This is a genomic window from Galbitalea sp. SE-J8, assembly GCF_030345695.1.
Taxonomy (GTDB): Bacteria; Actinomycetota; Actinomycetes; order Actinomycetales; family Microbacteriaceae; genus JAUASV01.
Genome location: NZ_JAUASV010000020.1, coordinates 17,432 through 42,028, shown reverse-complemented (window position 1 = coordinate 42,028; position 24,597 = coordinate 17,432). Strand labels below are relative to the sequence as shown.

Sequence of the window (24,597 nt, the reverse complement as noted above, 5' to 3'; positions counted from 1 at the left end):
GCCGACCTGAGCGTTCCCGGCGCGACGATCGACCTCCGCGCGACGGTCGACGCATACTGTCCGGATGCATTCCGACACCGCCGTCGAGCCCGGCGCCGCGCGCTCGCGGCCGCTCCGCCGTCTCGTGTCCGCCGCCGTCGCGATCGCCGCGGTCGCGGCATCCGTTCTCGTCGCGCCCGCGACCGCGGATGCCGCCGCTCTCGTCTCCCTCGTGGGACACGTGCGCGGCGCGGACGGCGTCGCGTTCGCCGGCGTGAAGGTCGAGGCGAGCTGGGACAAGGACGTCACCTCCCGCACCGGCCGGTTCGCGCTCCGCGTGCCGCGGGCGAACGTGAACACCGCCTATCTGCGCAGTCAGCCCGAGGGCTACCTGCCGCCGACGAACGACCAGCGCACCGCGAGGCGGGTGTCCGCCACGAAGTACGTCGTCGACTTCGTGCTCCCTCCGGCATCGATCGTGCGCGGCCGCGTGACGGACGACACGGGCGAGCCCGTGCCGAACATCCTCGTCTGGGCGTGCGGGCCCGACGGCTCGCTCGCCGACGGAGTCATCCCGGCCGAGACCGCCGCGGACGGCAGCTACACCCTCGAGGCGCGCGCGGGCGACTACCGGCTGCGCTACTTCACGCCGTCGGGCGACTACCGGCAGGAGTGGTACGGCGGCGTGACGGATGAGGCGGCGAGCCCGATCGTCCATCTCGACTACGCGCAGCAGCTCGCCGGATACGACGCGCAGCTCACCGAGCTGCCGCACATCGACGGGCACGTCACCATCGACGGCGCCGCCCCGCTGCCGCACGCACCCGAGGCCATCGCCACCGTGCTGCGACGCGCGGACGGCACCCTCGTCGACCTCGGCTCCACGCTCGGCACGTTCCACTACGGCGCGCTCGACGCGGGCGACTATTCGCTCACGGTGCGCCCGAAGCACGCGTGGGACGGCTTCACGGCCCCCGTCACGATCCCGCTCACGGTCAGCGAGACGTCGAGCGTCGAGGATCTCGCCGTGCCCCTCACGATGGCCCCCGACTGGATCGCGAAGCCGGGGATCGTCGCCACCGTGCCGACGAGCAGGCCGAAGAAGGGGGCGGCGTTCCGCGTCCCGATCCGGGTGGAGAGCTACCAGAGCGTGCGGGGGGCGCGGGTCACCGTCTTCGCCGGGAGGAAGAGGCTCGGGTCGCGGACGCTGCCCGCCTCGGGGCGAATCACGTTCGGGACCCGGTTCACCGGGGTCGCGCCCGGCGCGATCGCGTTCCGCATCGTCGTCTCGCCGACCGCCGACACCCAGCGCAGCGGGCGCTCGATCCCGCTCACGCTGCGACGCTGAGCGCCACCGCCCGGCACCGGTCCGCGGGCGCCGGGCGGCCGTGCGTCATCCCGAACGCGAAGCCGCCGACGAGCGCGTCATCCCGAACGTGAAGCCGCCGGCGCGCGCGTCATCCCGAACGTGAAGCCGCCGGCGCGCGCGTCATCCGAGGGCGCGGAACGGGCTCACCACGACGTGCGTGGACGTCGAGCGACGCGTCGTGCCGGCCGAGACCGTGAGGGTGCGCACGCCCCATCGGGTGCCGACATCGAACGAGAGCCGGTATCGGCCCGACGCGTCGGCGTGCGCACCGCGCGATGAGATCCGCCGCCCGTTGTACACGGCCGTCACCCTCTCGCCGGGCAGCAGCCGGGTCACGGTGATGACCTCGTCGCGCGAGGCGCGCAGCCAGCGGTGCGCGACCGCGACGCGCGGCGCCGAGGCGCGGTAGATGCGCGTCGTGGACGCTCCACGCCGGTCGGCCTGGGCGCCGACCACCGTCACCGTCCGGCGGCCGGCGGCCGTCGCGGGCGGTACGGTCACCCGAGTGTCGACGCGGCCGAGCGCGTCCGCGGCGCCGCGCGCGACGACGCGGCCGCCGACGCGCACCGTGTAGCTCTCGCGGGCGGCGAGTCCGGTCGCACGCACGCGCGCCTTCGTGCCGGCGAGCGTCCAGGCGGGCGCTGAGACGCGCACCGCCGCCGCGGGACGCGCGACCGGGCCGACGGCCGCGGACCGTGCCGTCGCATCCGCGTAGCCCGCGCGCCCGGCGATCACGGACACGCCGATGCTCCGTCCCACGAGCTCCACCGGCACGACGAGCGTCGCGCCGGTCGCGCCCGGGATCGCGATCCCGTCGGCGTACCACTGCAGCGCGGTCGTGTCCGGTGCCGGAACCGCTGCGCCCGGGTGCGCCGTGAGCACGCTTCCGACGAGCGCGTCGCCGGAGATCGCGACCGTCGGCGCCGCGCTGAACGACGCGCGCCCGACGTGCACCGAGTAGGTCACGGTCTCGAGCCGGCCGTTGTCCGCGGTCACCGTGACGGCGAAGTCCCCAGCGACGCGAGGCGAGCCGGAGACCGTGCCGGAGTCCGAGAGCGTGAGGCCGGCGGGCAGTGAGCCCGACGCGATCGTCCACCGCGGCGCGGGCGTTCCCGTCGCGGCGAGCGCGACGGAGTAGGGGGCGTCGACGACGGCATCCGGCAGCGCGGTCGTCGTGATCCCGGGAGCACTCGGCCGAACGGTCACGGGTTCGCTCACCACCGTGCGGTCCTCGTACTGGTCGCGATGCACGGTCGCCGACACGACGATCTCCGCGCCGACGAGGTGCGGATCGGTGAGCGGCAGGGTCGGCGCCGTGCCGATGACCGGGCCCTGCGCGACCGACCAGGCGAAGTCGACGGAGCCGGCGTCCGGCACGACCGGCCCGGCCACGGCCGTGAGGGTCGCGCCGTACTCCGCCGTGCCCGAGATCACGGGCGCGGCCGCGGACGTGAGCTGCCCGAGGTCGACTCGGATGCCGAGGACGGCGTCAGCGGTCAGCCCGTTCGCCGCGCGGACCGTCACGTCCGTGTCGCCCGAGCGCTCGGGCGTGCCGGTGAGCCGTCCGTCGCTCGACAGGCTCAGACCGGCGGGAAGCGGGCCGTCGACCACGCTCCAGCCGGGGGCCGGCACGCCCGTCGCGGTGAGGGTCGTCGAGTACGGCACGCCGACGCGGGCGCGCGGCAGCTCGGTCGTCGTGATCGTCGGTGCGAGCGGCGCGACCGTGACCGCGGGCGAGACGACCGTCTCGCTCCGGTATCCGTCCCGGGACGCCGTGACCGCGACGCGGAGGTCGTGGCCGATGAGGTCCGGGTCGAGGATCGGGAAATCGTGGCCGCTCGCCCCCGCGATGACCGAGGCGCCGTCGCGCCACTCGACGCTGTACGACGTCGCCGCGGGAATCGCCGTGGGGATGCCGACGCTCACGGTCTGCCCGTAGCCCACGGTCCCCGCGATCGTCACGTCGGCGACGCTCGAGAATGCGGCGAGGCCGATCGTGATGCTCAGCTCCCGCGTCGCGATGCCCGCGTTGTCGGCGGCCACGGTCAGCGTCGAGGACCCCGCGGCCGTCGGTGTGCCGCTGAGGAGCCCGGATGCCGAGAGGGTGAGCCCGGCCGGCAGCTGCCCGGAGGCGATGCTCCAGGTCGGCGCGGGGTCGCCGGTGGCGACCAGCTGCTGCGCGTAGGGCGCGTCGACCGTGCCGTCCGGGAGCGACGCGGTCGCGATGACGGGAGCGACGTAGTCCGGATCGGGCTCGACCCGGGTCGTGAACTTGAGGTCGGACTCTCGCGAGTTGTCGTTGTAGTACCCGGCCGTCGTTCGGGAGTAGCTGTACCCGTCGCCGTATGAGCCGGGCAGCAGCACGCCGATGCCCGCCGCGCAGGCGCCGTCGCCGAGCTCGAACGCGTAGCGGGAACCTGCGACGAGCAGCGGCCGATCGACCAGCGTGGCAGTCACGACGTCGAGAGAGCTCGTCGCGGGGACCGTGCCGCTGCCGATGACGGTCGACCAGTCGGGCACGCCGTCGTCGTCGGCGCGATAGACCAGGATGACCGTCGCGTCGCCCTGGCGCTGGAGGTCGACCTGGTCGAGCCATCCCGTGATCCCGGCTCGGAAGGTCTGGCCCGGCCGGATCTCGGTGTTGCAGTAGCGGACGGCGCTGGCGCTGAACGACGACGACTGGTCGGTCACCGCGGTCGCCGCCCGGGCCGCCGACGGAGATCCCGCGAGCACGGATGCCAGCACGGCCGCCACGAGCACGCTCGCCACCGCTGCGAACCGGCCGCCGGGCCGGCCAACTCTGCGCTCGACGCGCCTCTCGGCGCCGCGTCCTCCGGCGCCGCGTTCCCCAGCGCCGCGTTCCCTGGCGACGCGCTTCCTCGCGCTGCGCTCCGCGACGCTACGCTCCCCGATGCTGCGCTCCGCCGCGCTGTCTCTCCCCACGCTGTGTCTCCCCACGTCGCGATCCACTGCATGCCGTGCAGTTTCTGCAAGCATGGCATCGCGGCTGGCCGCACGCCAAGCCGCCGCACCGGCATCACGCCACGACGGCGCGCTCCGCGTCCGGCGCTCCCGCGGCACCGACGCCCGCGGCTCCGGATTCTTCCCCGGCGACTGCCGGGCCGGCGACCTCCTCCCCCGCAGCGGCCGACACGACGGCGGCCACGTCATCCGCCCTCGCGGGCACCGCGAGCAACGCGACCGCGACGACGAAGCACAGCCCCTCGGTGATCGTCATGGCCCAGATGAGCCCGGAGAGCCCCAGGCGGCGTTCGCGAGCAGCACCACCGGGATGAACAGCACGCCCTGCGCGATCGACATGATCAGCGGGCGATCGCGCATCTGCCCCGGGTGTCGAAGAGCCACTGTCGCCGGCGGGCGCGGATCCGCATGAGGGCGCGGCAGGATCGCGACCTGGAGATCCGCTGAGTCGATGTCAAGCCCCGTGGACGTGACCCGCGCTTCCCCGCCGCGCGCTCGCGCCCGCGCCGCGCCCGCGGAATACGGCGCGGCATCCGCCCGTTGCTCCGGCATGGTGATCGCGCTGCGAGAGGCTCCCCCGTTCGGCGCGACGCCGTCCGACGCGGCGCTGCACGCCCGCGAGTGGGAGATGTCGCTCGTGCAGCGGCTGCGGGTCGACGCGGTCACGGCGGTCGCGGTCGGCAGCGGCCCGCTCTGGACGCTCGTCGCGGCCGGCTCCGCCGAGCTGCGGGTCGGCGGCGAGCGGTTCGAGCTCGGCGGGGGCGACGCCGCGCTCGTCTCGCCCGGTGCCGTCCACCGCGTCATCGCGCGCGCCGGAACCGAGATCGTCACGACCGACCTGCGCGCGGTGCTGACGCTCGCGCACGTGCCGAACCCGCTCGTCATCCGCGGGTACGCCGAGCGTCAGCGGGCGATCCCGCAGCTGCTCGAGACCTGCCCGCTGTCGGGCGCGTGCTCGAACCCGATCTGGGCGCGCGCCTACGCCAACATCGTCGGCGCCTCGATGCTCACGCTGTGGATGGAGGAGCGCGGGCCGGCCCGGGCAACGGATGCCGCGGTCGCGTCCGTCGTCGCTGCGCTCACGCGGGCGCCCGGCGAGTCGTGGACGCTCGAACGGATGGCGCGCATCGCGCACCTGTCCCGCTCGGCGCTCACCGCCCGGTTCACGGCCGCGCTCGGCAAGCCGCCGTCGGACGTGCTGCGCGACCTGCGGATGAACGCGGCCCGCGACCTGCTCGCGTCGTCGACCTCGTCGGTGGGCTCGGTGGCGTTCGCGGTCGGCTATGGCTCGACGGCGGCGTTCAGCCGCGCCTTCGCGGCCCACCACGGCACCGCCCCGCAGGCCTGGCGCGACGCCCGCGCCGCCGCGTTCGTCCCCGCCAACTGAGGAGCCCGCCCCCCTGCTGGCTGAGGAGCGGGCGAACGCAGCGAGCCCGCCCCCTCTGCTGGCTGAGGAGGCGGCGAGCGGAGCGAGCCCGCTACTCAACCGGCGATGGGCATTACGCGCGCGGCAGCCGTACCACCGCGAACCCGATCCCCGCGAGCACGGCGGCCACCGCCCCCACGATGAGCGTCGGCTGCACGCCCGAGGAGTCGACGATCGCGCCGCCCACGGCCGCGCCGACCGTGATCGCGACCTGGAACGCGGTGACGTTGAGCGCGACGGCCGACTCCGCGCGCTCGGGCTCGGCGCGTGTCACCCAGAGCGTGCCGAACACGGGCACGATGTTGAACGCGAACCCCCACAGCACCGCGCCCACCACGAGCAGGGGCGTCGTCGACGCGGCGGCGGTCGTGACCAGTGCCACGGCGAGCACGATCGGCGTGACCGCGGCGAGCACCCGCAGTCGCCCGCCGAGCGCGCCGGCGACGAGCGTGCCGATGAGTCCGCCGATGCCCCAGCCGACCAGCAGCGGCGAGGTGACGGATGCGTCCACCCGATCGATCGCGAGACGGATGTAGGGGTACGCGATGAAGTTCGCGAACGCCGCGAGCGTGATGAACAGGATGCCGAGCATGAGCCGCGGACGGGCGACGGCCTGTGCCAGCATCCGGAATCCGGCGCTCGGGTGTGCCGGAGACGCCGGAAGCAGCATCCCGACCGCGAGCGCGGAGAGCGCGCACAGCGCGGCGGCGCCCCAGAACGATTCGCGCCAGCCGATTCCGTCGGCGACGGCGGCCCCGACCGGAACGCCGAGCACGGTGGCGAAGCTGACGCCGAAGGAGAGCCCGGTGGAGACGAGGCGATCCCGCCCCGGCACCGCGCCCACGCCGACCCCGAACGCGAACGCCCAGAACCCGGACAGCGCGGCTCCCAGCACGAGGCGCCCGAGCAGCATGACGGCGAAGTTCGGCGACAGGGCGACGACGACGTTCGCGAGGATGCCCGCGAGAAGCAGCGCGACGAGCACCCGGTGACGGTCCGCCCGGGGCAGCAGCCCCGCGATGGTCGGCGCGATGACGGCCCCGGCGATCGCCGTGACGGCCACCGCCCAGCCGGCAGTGCCGACGCTCACGTTCAGATCGCTGGCGATCGTCGGCAGCACGCCCGCGGGCAGGAACTCGCTCGTCACGAGCACGGCGGTTCCGGATGCGAGGGCGAGCACGGGCGGCCAGGCGCGCGTCGCGCGGGTGGCGGATGCCGTTGCCGGCTGGACGGGGATGGCGTCGGTGGTCACGCGTTCAGCCTGGCGGAGACGCACGGCCGGAGGTTGATGCGGCGTCGCGCGACGTTGACCGGGCGACCACGGCCGAACCGCGAGCGCTGGACCCGGTCGGACGGGCGCCCTACCCCGTCCGGCTCCGAGGGATCGGGTCGCGGACGTCCGCCGTCGACTGCGGACGACGCGGGGGCCGAGAGCGCACCGACATGCGTCCGAGGCGGTAGCCGGGCGGTGCGACCAGGCGTGGACGCCCCGCGACCATGCGGATCTCGATGTCGCTGTGGTGCAGCATCCGGTGGTGGGCCGGGCAGAGCAGCACCCCGTTATCGACGGTGGCGCGCCCGCCGCGCGAGTAGAAGACGACGTGGTGGGAGTGGCACGACGCGGCCGGCGCCGTGCAGCCCGGCCAGATGCATCCGCCGTCGCGGATCGCGAGGGCGCGACGCTGCGTCGCCGTGAAGAAGCGCAGGCGCGGGCTCTCGTCGAGCGGGCACCCCGCGCCGTCCGTCACCGAGATGCGGAAGCCGGAGTCGCAGGCGAGAGCGGCGATCGTCTCCGCGGACACCGGGTCGTCGACGTCGGAGAGCGTGCCGCCGCCGCGCACGGCCACCAGGTCGTCGAGCGCGATGGTGGCCATGACGGTCGCGAGCGGGCGCGATGCGCCGCCGCCCAGATCGTCGACGGTGGCGCGGGACCCGGCCGTGAGCAGTCCGAGCAGGACGTCGTGCTGCCGCTGCTCGCGGGTGCGCGGGTCGTCGGCGCGGATGACGGTGCCGTCGTCGCAGTCGAGCTGCGGTGCGGCGTCGTCGGCGGCGAGGAAGCGCGGGGCCGCGTCGCCGCCGAGCGACTCGGTGAAGGCCGACCGCAGCAGCGCGCCGAGCTCCTGGTCGAGGTCGCCGCTGATCGGCGTGAGCCCGTGGCGTTCGCGGCCGAGACGGACGCGCCGCCGCTCGTGGATGAGCTCTTCGCGCGGCTCGATGCCGTCGGGGTCGAGCCACTCGCGCCACACCCGCGCCTCGTCGCGCACGTAGTCGGCCGGGCACTCGCCCGCCGACCTGACCAGCTCGCCCTCGGCGGCCCGGACGGCGTCGGGCTCGGGATCGGCTCGCTCCGCCTCGGCGAGCGCGCGGTCGATGGCCAGGGCGGCGTCGATCCCGACGTCACCGCTCTCGAGCGCGGCGGCGAGGTGAGGCCGGCGCGGCGGTTGCGGCGCGCCGAGCAGGTCGGAGCTCGGTCGCGTCGCACGGCCGACGGCGAGACGACGCGCGATATCGCCGGCGGATGCGCGGGTCAGCTGCGCGAGCAGGTCGCGGCCCCGACGGTGACCGAGGCGATAGGACAGCCCGGCGTCACCGAGCTCGTGGGCGCTGCGTGCCTCGACCTCCGCGGCGGCCGCGACCTGCGCGGCGGTGAGCACGCGCTGCACCTCCTCGAGCGCGACCACGCGGCCCACGAGCTCGGTGTCCGTGGCCGACGCGACCGACTCCCCCGCGAGGCGCGCCAGGCGCGCGAGGGAGTCGCGCGCGATCGCGACGAGGTCGTCTGCCGGGGTCATGCGGACACGATGACAGGCACCACCGACATCCGTTTTGTGCTGGTCAGGTCTCGAATTCTTCTGTGGATGACACCGTCGCGACCACCCTGTGGAGGAGAGGACGACCCGGGGGGTCGTCACCGCCGGTCAGGCCCGGGCGCGCTCCAGCACGAGCTCGCGCACGCGGGCCGCGTCGGCCTGGCCCCTCATCGCCTTCATGACCGCGCCGATCACGGCGCCCGCGGCCTGCACCTTGCCGTCGCGGATCTTCGCCAGCACGTCGGGCTGCGAGGCGAGCGCCTCGTCGATCGCCGCGATCAGGGCCCCGTCGTCCGACACCACGCGCAGGCCGCGCGACTCCACCACCGACGACGGCGAGCCCTCGCCCGCGACGACCCCCTCGAGCACCTGGCGCGCGAGACGGTCCGTCAGCTCGCCCGTCTCGACGAGGGCGACGAGCTCCGAGACGTGCAGCGGCGAGACGAGCGAGTCCGCGTCGACGCCCGCGGCGTTCGCGAGGCGGGCGATCTCGCCGGTCCACCACTTCCGCGCCTGCGCCGGTGCGGCACCGGCGGCGACCGTCTCCTCGACCGCGGCGAGCAGACCCGAGTTGGCGACATCCTGGAACTCGAGGTCCGTGAAGCCCCACGAGTCCCTGAGGCGACGGCGGCGCACCGCGGGCGCCTCGGGGAGCGCGGCCCGCAGCTCCTCGACGAGCGAGGCGGACGGCTCGACCGGCAGCAGGTCGGGCTCGGGGAAGTAGCGGTAGTCGTCCGCATCCGACTTCGGACGTCCCGACGACGTCGTGCCGGTGTCCTCGTGCCAGTGCCGCGTCTCCTGGAAGATGCTGCCGCCGGCGTCCAGGATCGCGGCCTGGCGCTGGATCTCGTACCGCACCGCCCGCTCGATCGACCGGAACGAGTTCACGTTCTTCGTCTCGGTGCGCGTACCGAGCGTCTCCGAGCCGCGCGGGCGGATCGACACGTTCGCGTCGCAGCGCAGGTTGCCGCGCTCCATCCGCGCGTTGCTGATGCCGAGCGCGCGCACGATGTCACGGATGGTGCTGACGTAGGCCGCGCCGAGTTCCGGGGCGAGGCGGTCGGCGCCGAAGATCGGCCTGGTCACGATCTCGACGAGCGGCACGCCCGCGCGGTTGTAGTCGACGAGGGAGTACTCGGCGCCCTGGATGCGTCCGGCCGCTCCCCCGACGTGCGTGAGCTTGCCCGCGTCCTCCTCCATGTGCGCCCGCTCGATCGGCACGGTGAACGTCTCGCCGGTGGGCAGCTCGACGTCGACGCTGCCCTCGAACGCGATCGGCTCGTCGTACTGGCTGATCTGGTAGTTCTTGCCGAGGTCGGGGTAGAAGTAGTTCTTGCGGGCGAACCTGCTCGACGGGGCGATCGAGCAGCCGAGCGCGAGGCCGAGGCTGATGCTGTAGCGGACGGCGGTCTCGTTGACGACGGGCAGGCTGCCGGGCAGGCCGAGGTCGAGGGGCACGAGCTGCGTGTTCGGCTCGGCGTCGTTCGTGCCGCCGAGCGCGGCGGGGTTCGGCGCATCCGAGAACATCTTCGTCTGGGTGCCGAGCTCCACGTGCACCTCGAAGCCGATCACCGGCTCGTACTTCTCGAGGGCCTCGTCGTAGGGCATCAGATCGGCGGCGACACGGGTGCTGGACACCCGTCGATTCTACGAGGGCGGATGCCCGCGCATCCGTGTCCGGCGACTACTCGGCGCGCATCGCGCCCGACGCGTGCGCCCGTTGCGCCGCACTGAATCGCGCGCACGCGACCGCGAGCAGCCCGGCCGCGAGCACGAGGCATCCGGAACCGAGCGGCACCGCGCCCTGCGCGAGGGCGACGACCCCCGCCGATCCCGCGCCCGCGACGACGGCGGTCGCGGCGTGCAGGTTCTCGCGCGCGATGAACAGGGCGCGGGCGGCGGCATCCCGCGCCCGGCGCGGTCGCGCCATGCCGACCGAGCCGAGCAGCGCGGCGATCGCGAGCACGCCCCCGACGACGGATGCTGCGCGCAGCGGACCGAGCTCGTCGGCATCCAGCGTCAGGGCCATCGGCACCTCGGCGGCGGCGAGCAGTGCGACCGCGGCGCGCAGCGCGATCTCGTTGCGGGAGAGCATGCATCGAGCATGCGACGACGGATGCGAACGGCTCAATTCCCCGTTCGCGGGACGGGACGTGCGCGGGCGCGGTGGTCTCGAGACGCCGGCTCACTGCGCTCGCGGGCTCTTCGACCACCGGGCAGGGGCGGGACAACGCGCTCGCATCCCCCAGCCGGTCGAGGAGCGCGCGACGCAGTCGCCCGCGTCTCGAGACCACCACAGCCCACTCGGCGTGCGCGGTGGTCTCGAGACGCCGGCTCACTGCGCTCGCGGGCTCCTCGACCACCGGGCAGGGGCGCGGGCTAGTCGATCAGTGCCGGGACCGGGCGGGCCCGGCCGCCGGGCTCGACCGCCGCATCCGCCGGCTTCTCGCTGCGGACGAGAGCGATGCCCGCGAGGATGAGCGCGCCGCCGATGAGCTGCGGGATCGTGAGCTGCTCGCCGAGCAGCAGCCACGCGTACAGTGTCGCGGCGACCACCTCGAGCAGCCCCACGAACGAGGCGAGGCGCGAGCCGAGGAGCTGCGTCGCGACGATGCTCGTCGCGTAGGCGATCGCGCTCGACACGACGCCGAGCACGAGCACCGGCACCCAGATCGGCAGCACCGTGCCGAACATCGCGACGGGCGCGGTCGTGAACGTGAACGGCACGAGGCCGGTGAGTCCGACGACGCCGAGCACCGTGCCGCCGAGCAGCAGCCCGCTGCCCGCGAGCGCGACCGGGGGCAGGTCGCCGTCGTCCTCCGCCGCGACGACGTAGTAGACCGCGCAGCCGATCATCGCGATGAGCGCGAAGACGAGCCCGAGCGCGTCGATCCGGCCGAGGACGCCCGGTCCGAGCACGAGCACGAGGCCGGCCACCGCGACGGCCGAGCCGATCAGCACGACGCGCTGCGGCATCCGTCTGCTTCGGGCCCACACCCACACCACGAGCGCGAGCGGGGCGAGGTACTCGATGAGGATCGCGGTGCCGACCGCGATGCGCTGCACGGATGCGAAGTACGCGAGCTGGCAGCCCGCGACCCCGATGAACGCCATCACGAGCACCCGGCGCCGGGCGCGCCAGAGCGCGCCCCAGCGTCCGCGGAGGCTGAGCAGCACGACCGGCAGCAGCACGACCGCGCCGAGCAGAGCGCGCACCGTGACGGCCGCGGCCGGGCTCCAGCCCGCCTCGAGCAGGGGCTTCGCGAACGCGCCGGAGAGGCCGAAGGTGGCGCTCGCGACGAGGGCGACGAGGAGTCCGCGGGCGGTCGGTTTGCGTGTCACGCTCGCGACGGTACGCTGGGCTCGAATAAGGAGTCAAATTGCATTTCGCCCCTGACACGATCGAGAGTCTCGATGCCGCCGTCGCGCTGTGCAACACGGCTGCCGCGGCCTCGCGCAGCCGTACCGAGGAGCTCGCCGACGTCGACGCGCTCCTGGCGCTGCTCGACCGGTTCCGCTACTCCGGGCGGCGCGACCGCGACGAGCCCGAGCGCCTCGAGGTGCTCGCGACGCGCGCGCGGCTGCGGGCGCTGTGGCGCCTCACGCGCGACGACGCGGCCGCGGAGGTCAACACGATGCTCGCGGATGCGCGGGCGATGCCGTTCCTCATCCGTCACGACGGGTACGACTGGCACCTGCACGCCACGTCCCTCGACGCGCCGCTCGCCGAGCGCATCCGCGTCGAGACCGCGATGGCACTGCTCGACGTCATCCGCGACGACGAGTGGGAGCGGCTGCGCGAGTGCGCCGCCCCCGACTGCGACGGCGTGTTCACCGACTTCTCGCGCAACGGCTCGAAGCGCTTCTGCTCGGTGCGCTGCGGAAACCGGGTGAACCAGGTGCTGTTCCGCGAGCGAGGGCGGGGGTAGCTGCGGGCGGGCGCGCGGGCGCGGGCGTGCGGGACATGGGGGCGCGGGCGCGGGCGTGCGGGCGTGCGAGTTTGCGGGCGCGGGCGTGCGGGCGCGGGCGGGTGGGCGCGGGCGGGTGTGGGGGCGCGGGCCCGACGTGCGCGGGCGCGGGCGCGGCTGCTCGCCAAGCGGACCCGCGGGCCGCGACCTCGTAGCGTGGAACGGGTGAGCGAGCAGGAGCGCTATCAGATCGCCTTCGACTGGGGTGTCGACGGTGCCGCGGCCGTCGGCGGCGACATCGTGGTCTGGGTCGACGCGCTCGGCGACGCACCCGTGCCGGTCGACGCCCTGGGCGCGCGCGACGTGGTGCGCGGCGACCTGCGCACCGCGGCATCCGTCGCGCGCTGGGTGCGCGACCGGCAACTCGCGCTCGGCGTGCGGCAGCGGATCGCCGTGATCGCGGCGGGTGCCCGGCGCGGAGAACGGATGCGGTACGCGGTCGAGGATCAGCTCGCGTCCGGCGCGATCATCGCCGAGCTCGGCGCGCTCGGCATCGACGCGACGTCGCCCGAGGCGGCGGTCGCCGAGGCGGGGTGTCGCGGACTCGCCCGCGCCGTCGGGCACCTGCTCACGGCATCCGTCTCGGCGGGCGAGACACCGCCGGCACCGGGCGTCGCGAAGGCCGACCCGCGAGCCGCAGTCGACGTGCTGCGCGCGCCCTGACGCCGAGGTGACTCCCCATGTGAGGACGTTCTGCGCGTGTGAGGACGGTTCGCGCCGTCCTCACACGCGCAGAACGTCCTCACACGGGAGAAGGGGGGAGGGACGGCGGGGGGGGTTAGCGGGCTTCGAAGTCCAGGGCGAGAGAGTTCATGCAGTAGCGGTCGCCGGTCGGCGTGCCGAAGCCGTCGGGGAAGACGTGGCCCAGGTGCGAGTCGCAGCGCGCGCAGCGCACCTCGGTACGCTCGTCGCCGAGGGACAGGTCGGGCAGCAGGCGCACCGCGCTCTCGTCGATGACGTCGAAGAAGCTCGGCCAGCCGCATCCGCTGTCGAACTTCGTGCCGCTCACGAAGAGATCGTTGCCGCACGCCTTGCAGGCGTAGAGGCCCGCGCGGTCCTCGTCGAGCAGCTCGCCCGACCAGGCCCGCTCGGTCGCCGCCTCACGCAGCACGGCGTACTCCGCGGCGGTCAGGCGCTCGCGGAGCTCGTCGTCCGTGGGTGCGGTGGCAGCGGATGCGGCGCGCTCGTTGGTCATTGCTCCATTGTGCGCCCCGGTGCGCGCCCCGAGAGGCGGTGACGGGGGCCATGGTCTCGAGACGCCGGCTCGCTGCGCTCGCGGGCTCCTCGACCGGCGGGGCGAGCGCTGCGCTCGCGGGCTCCTCGACCGGCGGGGCGAGCGCTGCGCTCGCGGGCTCCTCGACCGGCGGGGCGAGCGCTGCGCTCGCGGGCTCCTCGACCACCGAAGGGGCGTGGTCTCGAGACGCCGGCTCGCTGCGCTCGCGGGCTCCTCGACCAACGGGGAGCGCTGCGCTCGCGGGCTCCTCGACCGGCGGGGCGGGCGCCGGGCTCAGACCGCGCCCGACTCCGCCGCGAACATCTCCTCGCCCGCGAGCGACGGCGCCTGCGCGAGCAGCGGCCCGCCCCAGCGCTCCTCGAGCAGGCGCTCGAGCGTGCCGCCGACCCGGTACAGCCGGGCGTCCTCGCGGGCCGGCGCCATGAGCTGGATGCCGACCGGCAGCCCGTCCTCGGCGGCAAGACCGCCGGGCAGCGACATGCCGGGGATGCCGGCCAGGTTCGCCGGGATGGTCGTGATGTCGGTGAGGTACATCGCGAGCGGATCGTCGAGCTTCGCGCCGAGCGACCACGCGGTCGTCGGCGTGGTCGGCGAGATCAGCACGTCGGCACGCTCGAACGCGGCGGCGAAGTCGCGCTGGATGAGCGTGCGCACCTTCTGCGCGCTGCCGTAGTACGCGTCGTAGTAGCCGGCGCTGAGCGCGTACGTGCCGAGGATGACGCGACGCTTCACCTCGGCGCCGAAGCCCGCCTCGCGGGTCGCGGCCATCACATCCTCGACCGTGCCGGTCACCGGCACCCGCAGCCCGAAGCGCACCGAGTCGAACTTGGCGAGGTTGCTCGACGCCTCGGCGGGCAGGATGAGGTAGTACGCCGCGATCGCGTACTCGACGCTCGGCAGCGACACGTCGACGATCTCGGCGCCGGCCGCGGCGAGCAGCTCGAGCGTCTCGTGGAACCGCGAGAGCACCCCGGGCTGGAAGCCGGGTGCGTCGAGCTCCGTCACGACGCCGACGCGCAGGCCCGCGAGGGAGTCGGCGGCGGCGCCCTGCCGCGCGGCGGCCGCGAACGACGGCCAGGCGTCGGTGAGCGAGGTCGAGTCGCGCGGGTCGTGACCGCCGACGACGTCGTGCAGCAGCGCGGCGTCCAGCACGGAGCGCGACACGGGCCCGACCTGGTCGAGCGAGGAGGCGAGCGCGATGGCGCCGTAGCGCGACACCCCGCCGTAGGTCGGCTTGACGCCCACCGAGCCGGTGAGCGCTGCGGGCTGACGGATGCTGCCGCCGGTGTCCGAGCCGAGCGCGATCGGCGCCTCGAACGCCGCGACCGCCGCCGCGGAGCCGCCGCCCGATCCGCCCGGGATGCGGGACAGGTCCCACGGGTTGCGGGTCGGGCCGTAGGCGCTGTGCTCGGTCGACGAGCCCATCGCGAACTCGTCCATGTTGGTCTTGCCGAGCGGCACGAGACCCGCGGCGCGCAGCCGCGCGACGACGGTCGCGTCGTACGGCGGCACCCAGCCCTCGAGGATCTTCGAGCCCGCCGTCGAGGGCATGTCGACCGTGGTCAGCACGTCTTTGATGGCGACCGGGATGCCCGCGAGCTCGCCGGTCAGCTCTCCCGCGGCGCGCTGGGCGTCGACGAGCGCAGCGGTGTCGAGCGCGGCATCCGAGACGTGCAGGAACGCGTGCACGTCGCCGTCCACCGCCTCGATGCGGTCGAGATGCGCCCGCGTGATCTCCACGGAGCTCGTCTCGCCCGCGGCGAGCAGCCCCGACAGGGCTGCCGCGGAGAGCCGGGTCAGGTCGGTCACTGCTCCTCCCCCAGGATCGCGCTCACGCGGAAGCGCGAGCCGTCGTGGTCGGGGGCGCCGGCGAGCGCCTGCTCGGGCGTGAGCGTCTCGCCCACCACATCCGCTCGGAACACGTTCGCGAGCGGGATCGGGTGACTCGTCGCCGGCACGTCGGGCGTGGCCACCTCGGCGACCTTCGCGACGTTGTCGACGATCGCGCCGAGCTCGCCCGTGAGGCGGTCGATCTCCTCGGCGGTGAGGGCGATGCGGGCGAGCGACGCCAGGTGCGTGACGACGTCGGGCGTGATCTCAGACATGGAGCTCCGGGGATGCGGGGGGACGCTCCATCCTACGAGGGGCGACGGATGCCGCTCCCGGCTCGTTCCCGCCCGAGGGCCGCTCAGGATTCCCCTGGACGGGGGGTGACCGCGGCGTTTCGGCGGACGCGTCCTCTCCGCTACCGTGGCAGAGCGCTTCACCGAACCGTCTGGGGGAGACGACCCGAGTGACTTTCCCGAACCTCGCCGCCAGCGCGCGGCAGCTCCGTGGTGCCCGCCACGCGCTCGTCGTCGCGCTGCTGCTCGCGCTGTCCGCTGTCGTCGCGTTCGCCTCGACGTCGATGCTCTCGACCGGATCGCACGTGTTCGCCTGGTGGCCGGCGGCGGGGATCAACGTCGTGGCCGCGGTCGTGGCGCGCCGGCGGCGCCGGTGGATCGTGCTCGTCGTCGTCGTCGTGACGACCGCGTCGATCTCGCTGCTCGCGGGCCGCCCGCCCGCCGTCGCCCTGGTCGGCGCGATCGCGGTCGCCGCCGAGTCGTGGATCGTCACGTACTTCTCCGTGGACGGTGACGACGAGCCGCGCCTGACGACCACGCGAGACATCCTGCGGTTCCTCGCGGGCGTGCTCTTCGGCGGGGTGATCGCCGGGGCGCTCGCCGGCACCTCGATCGCCCTGGGACTCGGCGGCGACCCGCTCGTGCTCGGCTTCACCGTGTTCGCGTCCCACGCATCCGCCGTCGTCGTGATCGCGCCGCTCGCACTCGTGAACCGCTTCCGTCAGCCGATGGGCAGCCCGCTCGCGCGGGTCACGCACCTCGTGCTGCTGCTCGCATCCGTCGCCGTCGCGTTCGCGCCGGGCAGCACCGCGGCTCTCGGCTTCCTGCCGGTGCCGTTCCTCGCCTGGGCCGCGTTCAGCTTCACGATGTCGTTCGCGCTCGCCGAGCTCATCGCGGCATCCGCGGGGGTCGTGGCGCTCACGCTGCTCGGCGGCGGCCCGTTCGTCGCGAGCGCGACCCCGTTCCTCTCCGCGTCGGCGATGCTCGAGCTCTACGTCGTCACCCTCGGCGTCACGACCCTGCTCATCTCCTCGGCCCGCAACGAGCGGCAGCAGCTCGAGGAGCGCAACCTCGCGAGCGGCACGCTGCTCGAGGAGGGCTTCCGGCTCGCGCAGTACGGCTTCGTGGTCGTGCAGAAGGATGCCGCCGTCTACCGCCTGCTGCAGGCGAACCCGGCCGCGCGCGCGCTGCTCGGCGACAACCTCGCTGAGGACCGCGTCGCGGCCGGCTCGTGGCTGCGCGGCATCATCGCGCACACCGCGCACGGGGTCGGCGAGCGCTCGACACACACGAGCGATGTCGCGGGCGCGGCGCCGATCGAGGTCACCGTGACGGTCGCCGCGGATGCGACGTTCGGCGAGATCCTGCTGCTGTCCGTCGTCGACCTGCGCGCCGTCCGCGCCGCCGAGGAGGCCGGCCGCCTCCAGCTGGCCCGGGAGAAGGAGGTCGTGGACGAGCTGCGCCGCCTCAACCAGCAGAAGGACGGCTTCGTCTCGTCGGTCACGCACGAGCTGCGCACGCCGATCACGACCGTCCTCGGCTTCACCGAGGAGCTCGCCGACACCGACCTCGACGCGGTGCAGTCGAACTACGTCGCGATCGTGCTGCGCAACGCGGAACGCCTGCTGCGCACCATCGAGGACGTGCTGACGTTCTCCAAGCGGATGCCGACGACGGATGCGCCCACCGAGCTCGACATCGTCGAGCTCGTGCGCGCCGTGCTCGACGACGTGCGCCTCAGCGTGCGCGACCGCGACCTGCGGATCACGGTCGACGCCCCGGGCGGACCCGTGCACGTGGTCGCCGATCAGAACGACCTCACGCGCGTGATCCTCAACCTGCTCACGAACGCGATCAAGTTCACCCCCGAGGGCGGCACGATCGCGATCAGCGTCGAGAACGTGGACGGGGAGCTCGACCTGGCGATCGCCGACTCGGGTCCGGGCATCGACCCGGCGGAGCTGGAGCGCGTGTTCGACCGGTTCTACCGCGCGAGCGCCGCGAGCTCCGACGGCGTGCCGGGCACGGGCCTCGGCCTCGCGATCGTGCGCGACCTCGTCGGCGAGATGCACGGCACCGTCGCGCTCGAGTCCGACGGCCGCAGCGGCACGACGGCCCACGTGCGCCTGCCGCTGGCGGTGCGGGTCGGGTGAGCGCTCTACCCTCGATGTCGAGGGAGGTTTCCGTGATCGACGTCGTCGACCTCTCGCCGTGGACGCTCGGCGGCTCCGATTTCCTGCGCGACCGCTCCGCCGTCGCGCTCGACGACGCGCTCCGCTCCCACGGCCTCGTGTTCGTGACCGGTCACGGCATCCCGGCGTCGGTGATCGCGGGGGTGACCGACGCATCCCGCCGATTCTTCGCGGAGCCGGACGACGTCAAACGCGCGCTCGTGCCGCCCGTGGCCGGCGAGCGCGGCTACGTGCCGCCGTACGCGGAGATGATGTGCCGCAGCCTCGGCATCGACGCGCCGAGCGGCCGCTTCGACCCGTTCGAGGCGTTCGACGTGGGCACCTCGGCCACCGACTACCCGCGCGTGCGAACGGCTGACGCGACGTTCAGCCCGAACCGCTGGCCCGCGCTGCCCGACTTCCGCCGCGACGTGGACCTGTTCTTCGACGAGGTCGGCCGGGTCGCGCGGACCGTGATGGCCGCGCTCGCGGCCGTGCTCGGCCGGGGCGCCACGGGATTCGAGCCGATCACCGACCGGTCGGTCGACATCCTCCGTCTCGCGCACTACGGGACCGTCGACGACCCGCTCGTCGACGGGATGAGCGCGCACCAGGACTTCGGGCTGCTGAGCGTCTCGCACGCCACCGGTCCGGGGCTGCAGATCGCCGTCGACCGCCGCTGGGTCGACGCCGAGGCGCCGGACGGCGCGCTCCCGGTGTTCGTCGGCGAGACGCTCGCGCGGCTGTCCGGCGAGCGCTGGCTGCCGACCCTGCACCGGGTGCGGCCCGCCGCCGAGCGCTACAGCGCGATCTACTACCACGAGGGCAACGCCGATGCCCCGCTCGCGCCCGGCGAGACGATCGGCGCGCACATCTCCCGCAAGGCGGCCGCCGTGCACCCGGGCGGGTCGGCGTACTGGGACGCGGCCGCACTCGCGCGGCTGCCCCGCTAGGCCTCCGGCTCGGGCGCCTCCGGCTCGGGACCCGGCTCGGGACCCGACTCGGGCGCCGGGGGCAGCGCATCCGGACCGTGCTCGAGCAGCAGCGCGAACTCGGCGGCGTCGAGGATGCGGAGGCCGAGCGCCTCCGCCCTGCCGAGCTTCGAGCCCGCGCCCGGCCCCGCGACCACGTAGTCGGTCTTCTTGCTCACGCTCGACGCGTTCTTGCCGCCGGCGGCGAGGATCGCCTCGCCGATGCCCTCCCGGCTGAAGCCCTCGATCGCGCCGGTGACGACGAGCGTCAGGCCCGTCAGCGTGCCGTCGATCTCGGACGCCGCCCCGGGCCCGGGATGCCCCGGCGTGGCGAGCTGCACGCCCGCCGCCGCCCAGCGCTCGACGATCTCGACGTGCCAGTCGACGCCGAACCAGTCGATGACCGCGTCGGCGATGATCGGGCCGACTCCCTCGACGGCCGCGAGCTCCTCGCGGCTCGCCCCGCGGATCGCGTCGATCGACCCGAACCACTGCGCGAGAGCGCGAGCGGCGACCGGTCCGACGTGCCGGATCGAGAGCGCGACGAGGATGCGCCAGAGCTCCTTGGTCTTCGCCCGCTCGAGCTCGGCGATGAGCTTGAGGCCAGCCTCGGAGGGCTGGACGAGGCGGAAGTCCTTGCGGATGCCGGCCCGGCGACGTTCCGCGGCATCCAGCTGCTCGGTTCCGGGCGGGTAGACCAGCGCGACCTTCTGGAACGGCGCGCGCAGCTTCGCGGTGCCGTCGTCCTCGAGCTTCGGCAGTCCGGTCTCGGGGTCGCGCACGAACACCTCGATCGGCACGAGGTCGTCGATCGTCAGGTCGAAGAGCCCGGCCTCCGTGTCGAGCGGCGGCTGTGCGGGCGTCTCGGGGCGGGTGAGCGCGGACGCCGCCACCTCGCCGAGCACCTCGATGTCGAGGGCGCCGCGCGAGCCGGCGTGCTCGACGCGCCCGCGCACCTGCGCGGGGCACGACCGCGCGTTGGGGCAGCGCAGATCGACGTCGCCCTCCCTCGCGGGTGCGAGCGGTGTGCCGCACTCGGGGCAGGTCGCGGGCATCACGAACGCGCGCTCGGTGCCGTCGCGCAGCTCGACGACCGGCCCGAGCACCTCGGGGATGACGTCGCCCGCCTTGCGCAGCACGACGGTGTCGCCGATGAGCACGCCCTTGGCCTTCACGACGTCCTGGTTGTGCAGCGTCGCCTGACGCACGGTCGAGCCCGCGACGCGCGCCGGCGCCATGACCGCGAACGGCGTCGCCCGGCCGGTGCGCCCGACGCTCACGACGATGTCGAGCAGCCTCGTGTTCACCTGCTCCGGCGGGTACTTGTAGGCGATCGCCCAGCGCGGTGCCCGGCTCGTCGCACCGAGCTCCTCGTGCAGGGCGAGCTCGTCGACCTTGACCACGACGCCGTCGATCTCGTGCTCGATCGAGTGCCGGTGCTCACCCCAGTGCTCGATGAAGGCGGCCGCGCCGTCCACATCCGTCAGCACCCGGAAGTGCGGGCTCGTGGGCAGTCCCCAGCCCTTCAGGAGCGCGTAGATCCCGCTCTGGCTCGCGACGGGTGGCCGCCCCTCGACGGCACCGGCCCACGCGCCGATGCCGTGCACGTACATCGTCAGTGCCGCGAAGCGCGCCACGGCGGCCTCGCGCTCGAGGCCGTCTTTCTTGTCGAGCTGCTGGCGCAGTCCGCCGCTCGCGGCGTTGCGCGGGTTCGCGAACGACGGGAAGCGGTTCGCGGCCGAGGTGCGCGCCGCATCCTCGTCGAACTCCCGCTTGCCGGGCCGCGCCGCCCAGCGTTCGCGGCGCTCCTGCAACGCGCGCTCGCGGAACTCGGCCTGCAGCTCGTTGAGCCGCTCGAACGCTGCGACCGGGATGAACACCTCGCCGCGCACCTCGACGAGCGGCGGATGCCCCTCCCCCGCGAGCCGCGTCGGGATCACCGGCAGGTACCGGATGTTCTGCGTGACGTCCTCGCCGACGACGCCGTCGCCCCGGGTCGCGGCGCTCACGAGCGTGCCGTCCTCGTAGCGCAGGTTGATCGCGAGGCCGTCGATCTTGAGCTCGCACAGCCAGTCGACGTGGCGGCCCGTGTCGCGATCGACCTTCGCTGCCCAGTCGCGGAACTCGTCGATCGAGAACACGTTGTCGAGGCTGAGCATGCGCTCGGCGTGGATGACGGGGGCGAACAGCGCCGTGTCGGCGCGGCCGCCGACGGTCTGGGTCGGCGAGTCCTGGCTCTGCAGCTCGGGGAACAGCCGCTCGAGCTCCTCGAGACGACGGATGCGGCGGTCGTACTCCTCGTCGCTCTCGAGCACCTCGTTGCGCTCGTAGTACGCGTCGCGCAGCTCGAGGATGCGCGCGCGCAGCGCCTCGGCCTCCTCGTTCGCCCGCTCGAGGTCGCTCTCGCCGCCGGTGTCGTGCTGATCGCTTTCTGGCACGGCCCGATGCTACCCAGGGCCGCCGACGCGGCCGACCCGCCACGGCGGTGCTGTGTGTCAGCATCGAGGGCATGGCCCTCACGCAGCACCAGCTCGACGCGGAGTGGGATTTCGACGACGCCGCGGCGTCCGAGCGACGGCTGCGCGACCGTGCCGGCGAGCTGCTCAACACCGCCGCCGAGGCGCAGGAGTGGCGCACCCAGGTGGCGCGCGCCCTCGGACTGCAGGGCCGCATCCGTGAGGCGGATGCCGTGCTCGACGACGTGCACGAGTGGCTCGGAGAGTTCGGCGCCGCGCCCGAGGTCGCGGCGCGTCTCGAGCTCGAGCGCGGCCGGCTGCGCACGAGCGGCGGCGACACCGCCGAGGCGCAGGAGCTGTTCCTCGCCGCGATCGACGCGGCGCGCGAGGCCGACCTGCGCTTCCTGCTCGTCGACGCGCTGCACATGCTCGCGATCGCGGATGCCGCGCACGCCCGCGAGTGGACGCGCGTCGCCCTGCTCGAGCTCGACGCCGACTCGGATGCGCGCACCCGGCGCTGGGAGGTGTCGCTGCGCAACAACCTCGGCTGGGCCCTCGTCGACGCGGGCGATCCGCGCGCGGCGCTGCCCGAGTTCGAGGCGGCGGTCGAGTCGGCGCGGCTGTTCGGCACGCCGCAGCAGGTCGCCCAGGCGGAGCAGGCGCTGGCGGAGTGCCGGGGCTTGATCGGCTCCCCGAACGACTGAGCGCGCGCGGTGCAGCCCCCCGGGCGGGTTCCCGTGTGAGGACGTTCTGCGCGTGTGAGGACGGCCCGGGCCGTCCTCACACGCGCAGAACGTCCTCACACGGGAACCCGGTCGGCGCGAGCGGGGGCTGCGCTCACCGTGCGGTCGATCGTGCACTGGCCGAGCACGCGCGTGCCGACGTAGACGACCGCGGTCTGGCCGGGGGCGACGCCGAGGATCGGCTCGTCCGGACGGATGACGAGCTCGGCTCCGACCACGGCCGCGGTCGCGGGCACCGGGTCGGCGTGCGCGCGGATCTGCGCCTCGCAGCGGAACGATGCCGGATCGAGGCCCGACGCGACCGGGTCGCGGCCGGCCCACGACATCCGCTCCCCGGCGAACTCGGCGATCGCGAGCGCCTCCCGGGGGCCGACGACGACCTCGTTCGTGCGCGGCTTGACCTCGAGCACGAAGCGCGGCCGGCCGTCGGGTGCGGGCACGCGCAGGTCGAGTCCCTTGCGCTGGCCGACCGTGAACGCCGCCGCCCCCCGGTGGGTGCCGATCGTCGCGCCCGAGCGGTCGACGATCGGCCCCGGCTCGGCGCCGACCTTCTCGGCGAGCCAGCCGCGCGTGTCGCCGTCGGAGATGAAGCAGATGTCGTGGCTGTCGGGCTTCGCCGCGACGGACAGCCCGCGCGCGGCCGCCTCGGCCCGCACCTCCGCCTTCGACGGCGTCGCGCCGAGCGGGAACATCGCGTGCGCGAGCTGCTCGCCGGTCAGCACGCCGAGCACGTAGCTCTGGTCCTTCGCCCAGGCCGCGGCGCGGTGCAGCTCGCGGTGGCCGTCATCCGTCGTCACGATGCTCGCGTAGTGGCCGGTCGCGACGGCGTCGAAGCCGAGCGAGAGCGCCTTCTCGAGCAGCGCCGCGAACTTGATGCGCTCGTTGCAGCGCATGCACGGGTTGGGAGTGCGGCCGGCGGCGTACTCGGCGATGAAGTCGTCGACGACGTCGAGCTTGAATCGCTCGCTGAAGTCCCACACGTAGTACGGGATGCCGAGCACGGTCGCGGCGCGCTGCGCATCCATCGAGTCCTCGATCGTGCAGCAGCCGCGACTGCCGGTGCGCAGGGTGCCGGGCATGCGGCTGAGGGCGAGGTGCACGCCGACGACGTCGTGCCCCGCGTCGACGGCGCGCGCGGCCGCGACGGCGGAGTCCACTCCCCCGCTCATGGCCGCCAGCACGCGCATGCTCCCAGGCTACGCGGGATGCCTCGACCGCCGTTCGACCGCGCTCTCCGGTCACGATCGGGTAACGACGGCCGGACCACCGGCGCCGTGGCGATCGACTTCTTGCAGCATTTACGCAAGCGCTTGCACCGACTCGAGGAGGATGCGGATGGCTCAGCGACTCGCCGACGTGGCGCGCAAGGTCGGTGTCAGCGAGGCCACCGTGAGCCGGGTGCTCAACGGCAAACCGGGTGTCAGCGAGTCGCTGCGCGAACGGGTGCTCACGGCGCTCGACGTGCTCGGCTACGAGCGGCCCACGAAGCTCCGCGGCGAGCGCGCCCGGCTCGTGGGACTCGTGATGCCCGAACTGTCGAACCCGATCTTCCCCGCCCTCGCCGAGGTGCTCGCGTCGGCACTCGCACAGAGCGGCTACACGCCCGTGCTGTGCACGCAGACCGCCGGCGGCGTGAGCGAGGCGGACTACATCGACCTGCTGATCGCGCAGCGGGTCTCCGGCGTGGTGTTCGCCGGAGGCGACTACAACCGCGAGCAGCAGTCGCACGAGCACTACGCGCGTCTGGCCGATCTCGGCCTGCCGACCGTGCTCATGAACGCGGCCGTCGCCGGCCTGCCGTTCCCGGCCGTGGCGTGCGACGACGACTACGCCACCGAGCTCTCCATCCGCCATCTGCACGACCTCGGTCACGAGCGCATCGGGCTCGTGCTCGGCCCCGACGACCACGTGCCATCGCAGCGCAAGCTGGTCGCGGCCCGCCGTGTGCTCGGCGAGGCGGGGTCCGCGCTGGATGACGCCCGGGTCGCCCGGTCGGCCTACTCCCTCGAGGCGGGACAGGCCGCGGCGGCACGATTGCTCACGGCGGGAGTGACGGCCATCGTCTGCGCGAGCGACCCGCTCGCGCTGGGCGCCATCCGTGCCGCGCATCGCGCCCAACTCTCCGTGCCCGACGACGTCTCGATCATCGGCTTCGACGACTCCGCGCTCATGAGCTGCACCGAGCCGCCGCTCACCACCGCTCGCCAGCCGATCGACGCGATGGGACGAATGGTCATCGAGCTCCTGCTCGCCCAGATCGAGGGCACGGCGCACGCGCGCGACGAGTATCTCTTCGAGCCGGAGCTCGTCGTGCGCGGCTCCACGGGACGCGCGCGCCGCTGATCGCGCAAATGGCCGCAAGAAG

At 73.9% G+C, this 24,597-nt stretch carries 20 protein-coding genes; 8 read left to right on the top strand and 12 right to left on the bottom strand.

Features of this window, described 5'->3' with window-relative positions; genetic code table 11:
- Nucleotides 1-64 precede the first annotated feature (64 nt).
- Nucleotides 65-1,327, top strand: a complete 1,263-nt coding sequence (locus QT381_RS12525; protein WP_289249366.1) for a carboxypeptidase-like regulatory domain-containing protein — start codon at nucleotides 65-67, stop codon at nucleotides 1,325-1,327.
- A 141-nt stretch (nucleotides 1,328-1,468) separates the two neighbouring features.
- Here the strand turns inward: QT381_RS12525 and QT381_RS12520 are convergent, their stop codons facing one another.
- Together QT381_RS12520 and QT381_RS12515 are read right to left on the bottom strand one after the other, a co-directional pair.
- Nucleotides 1,469-4,117 (bottom strand): Ig domain-containing protein, encoded by a 2,649-nt coding sequence (locus QT381_RS12520; protein ID WP_289249365.1) that lies wholly within the window; start codon nucleotides 4,115-4,117, stop codon nucleotides 1,469-1,471.
- Nucleotides 4,118-4,385: 268 nt separating this feature from the next.
- Nucleotides 4,386-4,586, bottom strand: coding sequence for a hypothetical protein (locus QT381_RS12515; protein ID WP_289249364.1), 201 nt, complete (start codon nucleotides 4,584-4,586; stop codon nucleotides 4,386-4,388).
- A 195-nt stretch (nucleotides 4,587-4,781) separates the two neighbouring features.
- Between QT381_RS12515 and QT381_RS12510 the strand changes: the two genes are divergently transcribed.
- Nucleotides 4,782-5,717, top strand: coding sequence for an AraC family transcriptional regulator (locus QT381_RS12510; RefSeq protein WP_289249363.1), 936 nt, complete (start codon nucleotides 4,782-4,784; stop codon nucleotides 5,715-5,717).
- A gap of 112 nt (nucleotides 5,718-5,829) precedes the next feature.
- On the opposite strand, the gene QT381_RS12505 is transcribed toward QT381_RS12510, so the two are convergent.
- The 5 genes from QT381_RS12505 to QT381_RS12485 all read right to left on the bottom strand — a co-directional run bounded on the left by QT381_RS12505 (nucleotide 5,830) and on the right by QT381_RS12485 (nucleotide 11,908).
- Nucleotides 5,830-7,008 (bottom strand): MFS transporter, encoded by a 1,179-nt coding sequence (locus QT381_RS12505; protein ID WP_289249362.1) that lies wholly within the window; start codon nucleotides 7,006-7,008, stop codon nucleotides 5,830-5,832.
- A 109-nt stretch (nucleotides 7,009-7,117) separates the two neighbouring features.
- Nucleotides 7,118-8,548, bottom strand: coding sequence for an HNH endonuclease signature motif containing protein (locus QT381_RS12500; RefSeq protein ID WP_289249361.1), 1,431 nt, complete (start codon nucleotides 8,546-8,548; stop codon nucleotides 7,118-7,120).
- 126 nt (nucleotides 8,549-8,674) lie between these two features.
- Nucleotides 8,675-10,174 carry an Asp-tRNA(Asn)/Glu-tRNA(Gln) amidotransferase subunit GatB gene (gatB, locus tag QT381_RS12495; protein WP_289249396.1) on the bottom strand — a complete coding sequence of 500 codons (1,500 nt, stop codon included), beginning with the start codon at nucleotides 10,172-10,174 and terminating at the stop codon, nucleotides 8,675-8,677.
- Nucleotides 10,175-10,250: 76 nt separating this feature from the next.
- A complete protein-coding gene (locus QT381_RS12490; protein ID WP_289249360.1) occupies nucleotides 10,251-10,661 on the bottom strand; it encodes a hypothetical protein in 411 nt (136 codons plus the stop codon).
- Between the two features lie 284 nt (nucleotides 10,662-10,945).
- Nucleotides 10,946-11,908, bottom strand: coding sequence for an EamA family transporter (locus tag QT381_RS12485; RefSeq protein WP_289249359.1), 963 nt, complete (start codon nucleotides 11,906-11,908; stop codon nucleotides 10,946-10,948).
- Nucleotides 11,909-11,946: 38 nt separating this feature from the next.
- Between QT381_RS12485 and QT381_RS12480 the strand changes: the two genes are divergently transcribed.
- On the top strand, nucleotides 11,947-12,495 hold the full coding sequence (locus QT381_RS12480; RefSeq protein WP_289249358.1) for a CGNR zinc finger domain-containing protein: 549 nt from the start codon (nucleotides 11,947-11,949) through the stop codon (nucleotides 12,493-12,495).
- A gap of 204 nt (nucleotides 12,496-12,699) precedes the next feature.
- Nucleotides 12,700-13,197 (top strand): hypothetical protein, encoded by a 498-nt coding sequence (locus QT381_RS12475; protein ID WP_289249357.1) that lies wholly within the window; start codon nucleotides 12,700-12,702, stop codon nucleotides 13,195-13,197.
- 115 nt (nucleotides 13,198-13,312) lie between these two features.
- Here the strand turns inward: QT381_RS12475 and msrB are convergent, their stop codons facing one another.
- From msrB to gatC, 3 genes are all read right to left on the bottom strand, one after another.
- Complete coding sequence (msrB, locus tag QT381_RS12470) at nucleotides 13,313-13,729, bottom strand: peptide-methionine (R)-S-oxide reductase MsrB (protein WP_289249356.1); 417 nt, start codon at nucleotides 13,727-13,729, stop codon at nucleotides 13,313-13,315.
- 312 nt (nucleotides 13,730-14,041) lie between these two features.
- Nucleotides 14,042-15,577 (bottom strand): Asp-tRNA(Asn)/Glu-tRNA(Gln) amidotransferase subunit GatA, encoded by a 1,536-nt coding sequence (gene gatA, locus QT381_RS12465; RefSeq protein ID WP_289249355.1) that lies wholly within the window; start codon nucleotides 15,575-15,577, stop codon nucleotides 14,042-14,044.
- The gene (gene gatC, locus QT381_RS12460; protein WP_289249354.1) at nucleotides 15,574-15,873 is read right to left on the bottom strand and encodes an Asp-tRNA(Asn)/Glu-tRNA(Gln) amidotransferase subunit GatC; all 300 of its coding nucleotides are present in this window, start codon (nucleotides 15,871-15,873) and stop codon (nucleotides 15,574-15,576) included. Before gatC ends, gatA begins: the two co-directional genes overlap by 4 nt.
- Nucleotides 15,874-16,061: 188 nt before the next feature.
- On the opposite strand from gatC, the gene QT381_RS12455 reads away from it, so the two are divergent.
- Nucleotides 16,062-18,044 (top strand): sensor histidine kinase, encoded by a 1,983-nt coding sequence (locus QT381_RS12455; protein WP_289249353.1) that lies wholly within the window; start codon nucleotides 16,062-16,064, stop codon nucleotides 18,042-18,044.
- Between the two features lie 32 nt (nucleotides 18,045-18,076).
- Nucleotides 18,077-19,015, top strand: coding sequence for a 2-oxoglutarate and iron-dependent oxygenase domain-containing protein (locus QT381_RS12450; RefSeq protein WP_289249352.1), 939 nt, complete (start codon nucleotides 18,077-18,079; stop codon nucleotides 19,013-19,015).
- On the opposite strand, the gene ligA is transcribed toward QT381_RS12450, so the two are convergent.
- The gene (ligA, locus tag QT381_RS12445) at nucleotides 19,012-21,471 is read right to left on the bottom strand and encodes an NAD-dependent DNA ligase LigA (RefSeq protein ID WP_289249351.1); all 2,460 of its coding nucleotides are present in this window, start codon (nucleotides 21,469-21,471) and stop codon (nucleotides 19,012-19,014) included. The two genes, QT381_RS12450 and ligA, sit on opposite strands and share 4 nt — an antisense overlap.
- A gap of 71 nt (nucleotides 21,472-21,542) precedes the next feature.
- Between ligA and QT381_RS12440 the strand changes: the two genes are divergently transcribed.
- Nucleotides 21,543-22,193, top strand: a complete 651-nt coding sequence (locus tag QT381_RS12440; RefSeq protein WP_289249350.1) for a hypothetical protein — start codon at nucleotides 21,543-21,545, stop codon at nucleotides 22,191-22,193.
- A gap of 95 nt (nucleotides 22,194-22,288) precedes the next feature.
- On the opposite strand, the gene mnmA is transcribed toward QT381_RS12440, so the two are convergent.
- On the bottom strand, nucleotides 22,289-23,419 hold the full coding sequence (gene mnmA, locus QT381_RS12435) for a tRNA 2-thiouridine(34) synthase MnmA (RefSeq protein ID WP_289249349.1): 1,131 nt from the start codon (nucleotides 23,417-23,419) through the stop codon (nucleotides 22,289-22,291).
- 148 nt (nucleotides 23,420-23,567) lie between these two features.
- On the opposite strand from mnmA, the gene QT381_RS12430 reads away from it, so the two are divergent.
- Entirely contained in the window at nucleotides 23,568-24,575 is a 1,008-nt protein-coding gene (locus tag QT381_RS12430; protein ID WP_289249348.1) for a LacI family DNA-binding transcriptional regulator, read from the top strand.
- The last annotated feature ends 22 nt before the right edge of the window (nucleotides 24,576-24,597 follow it).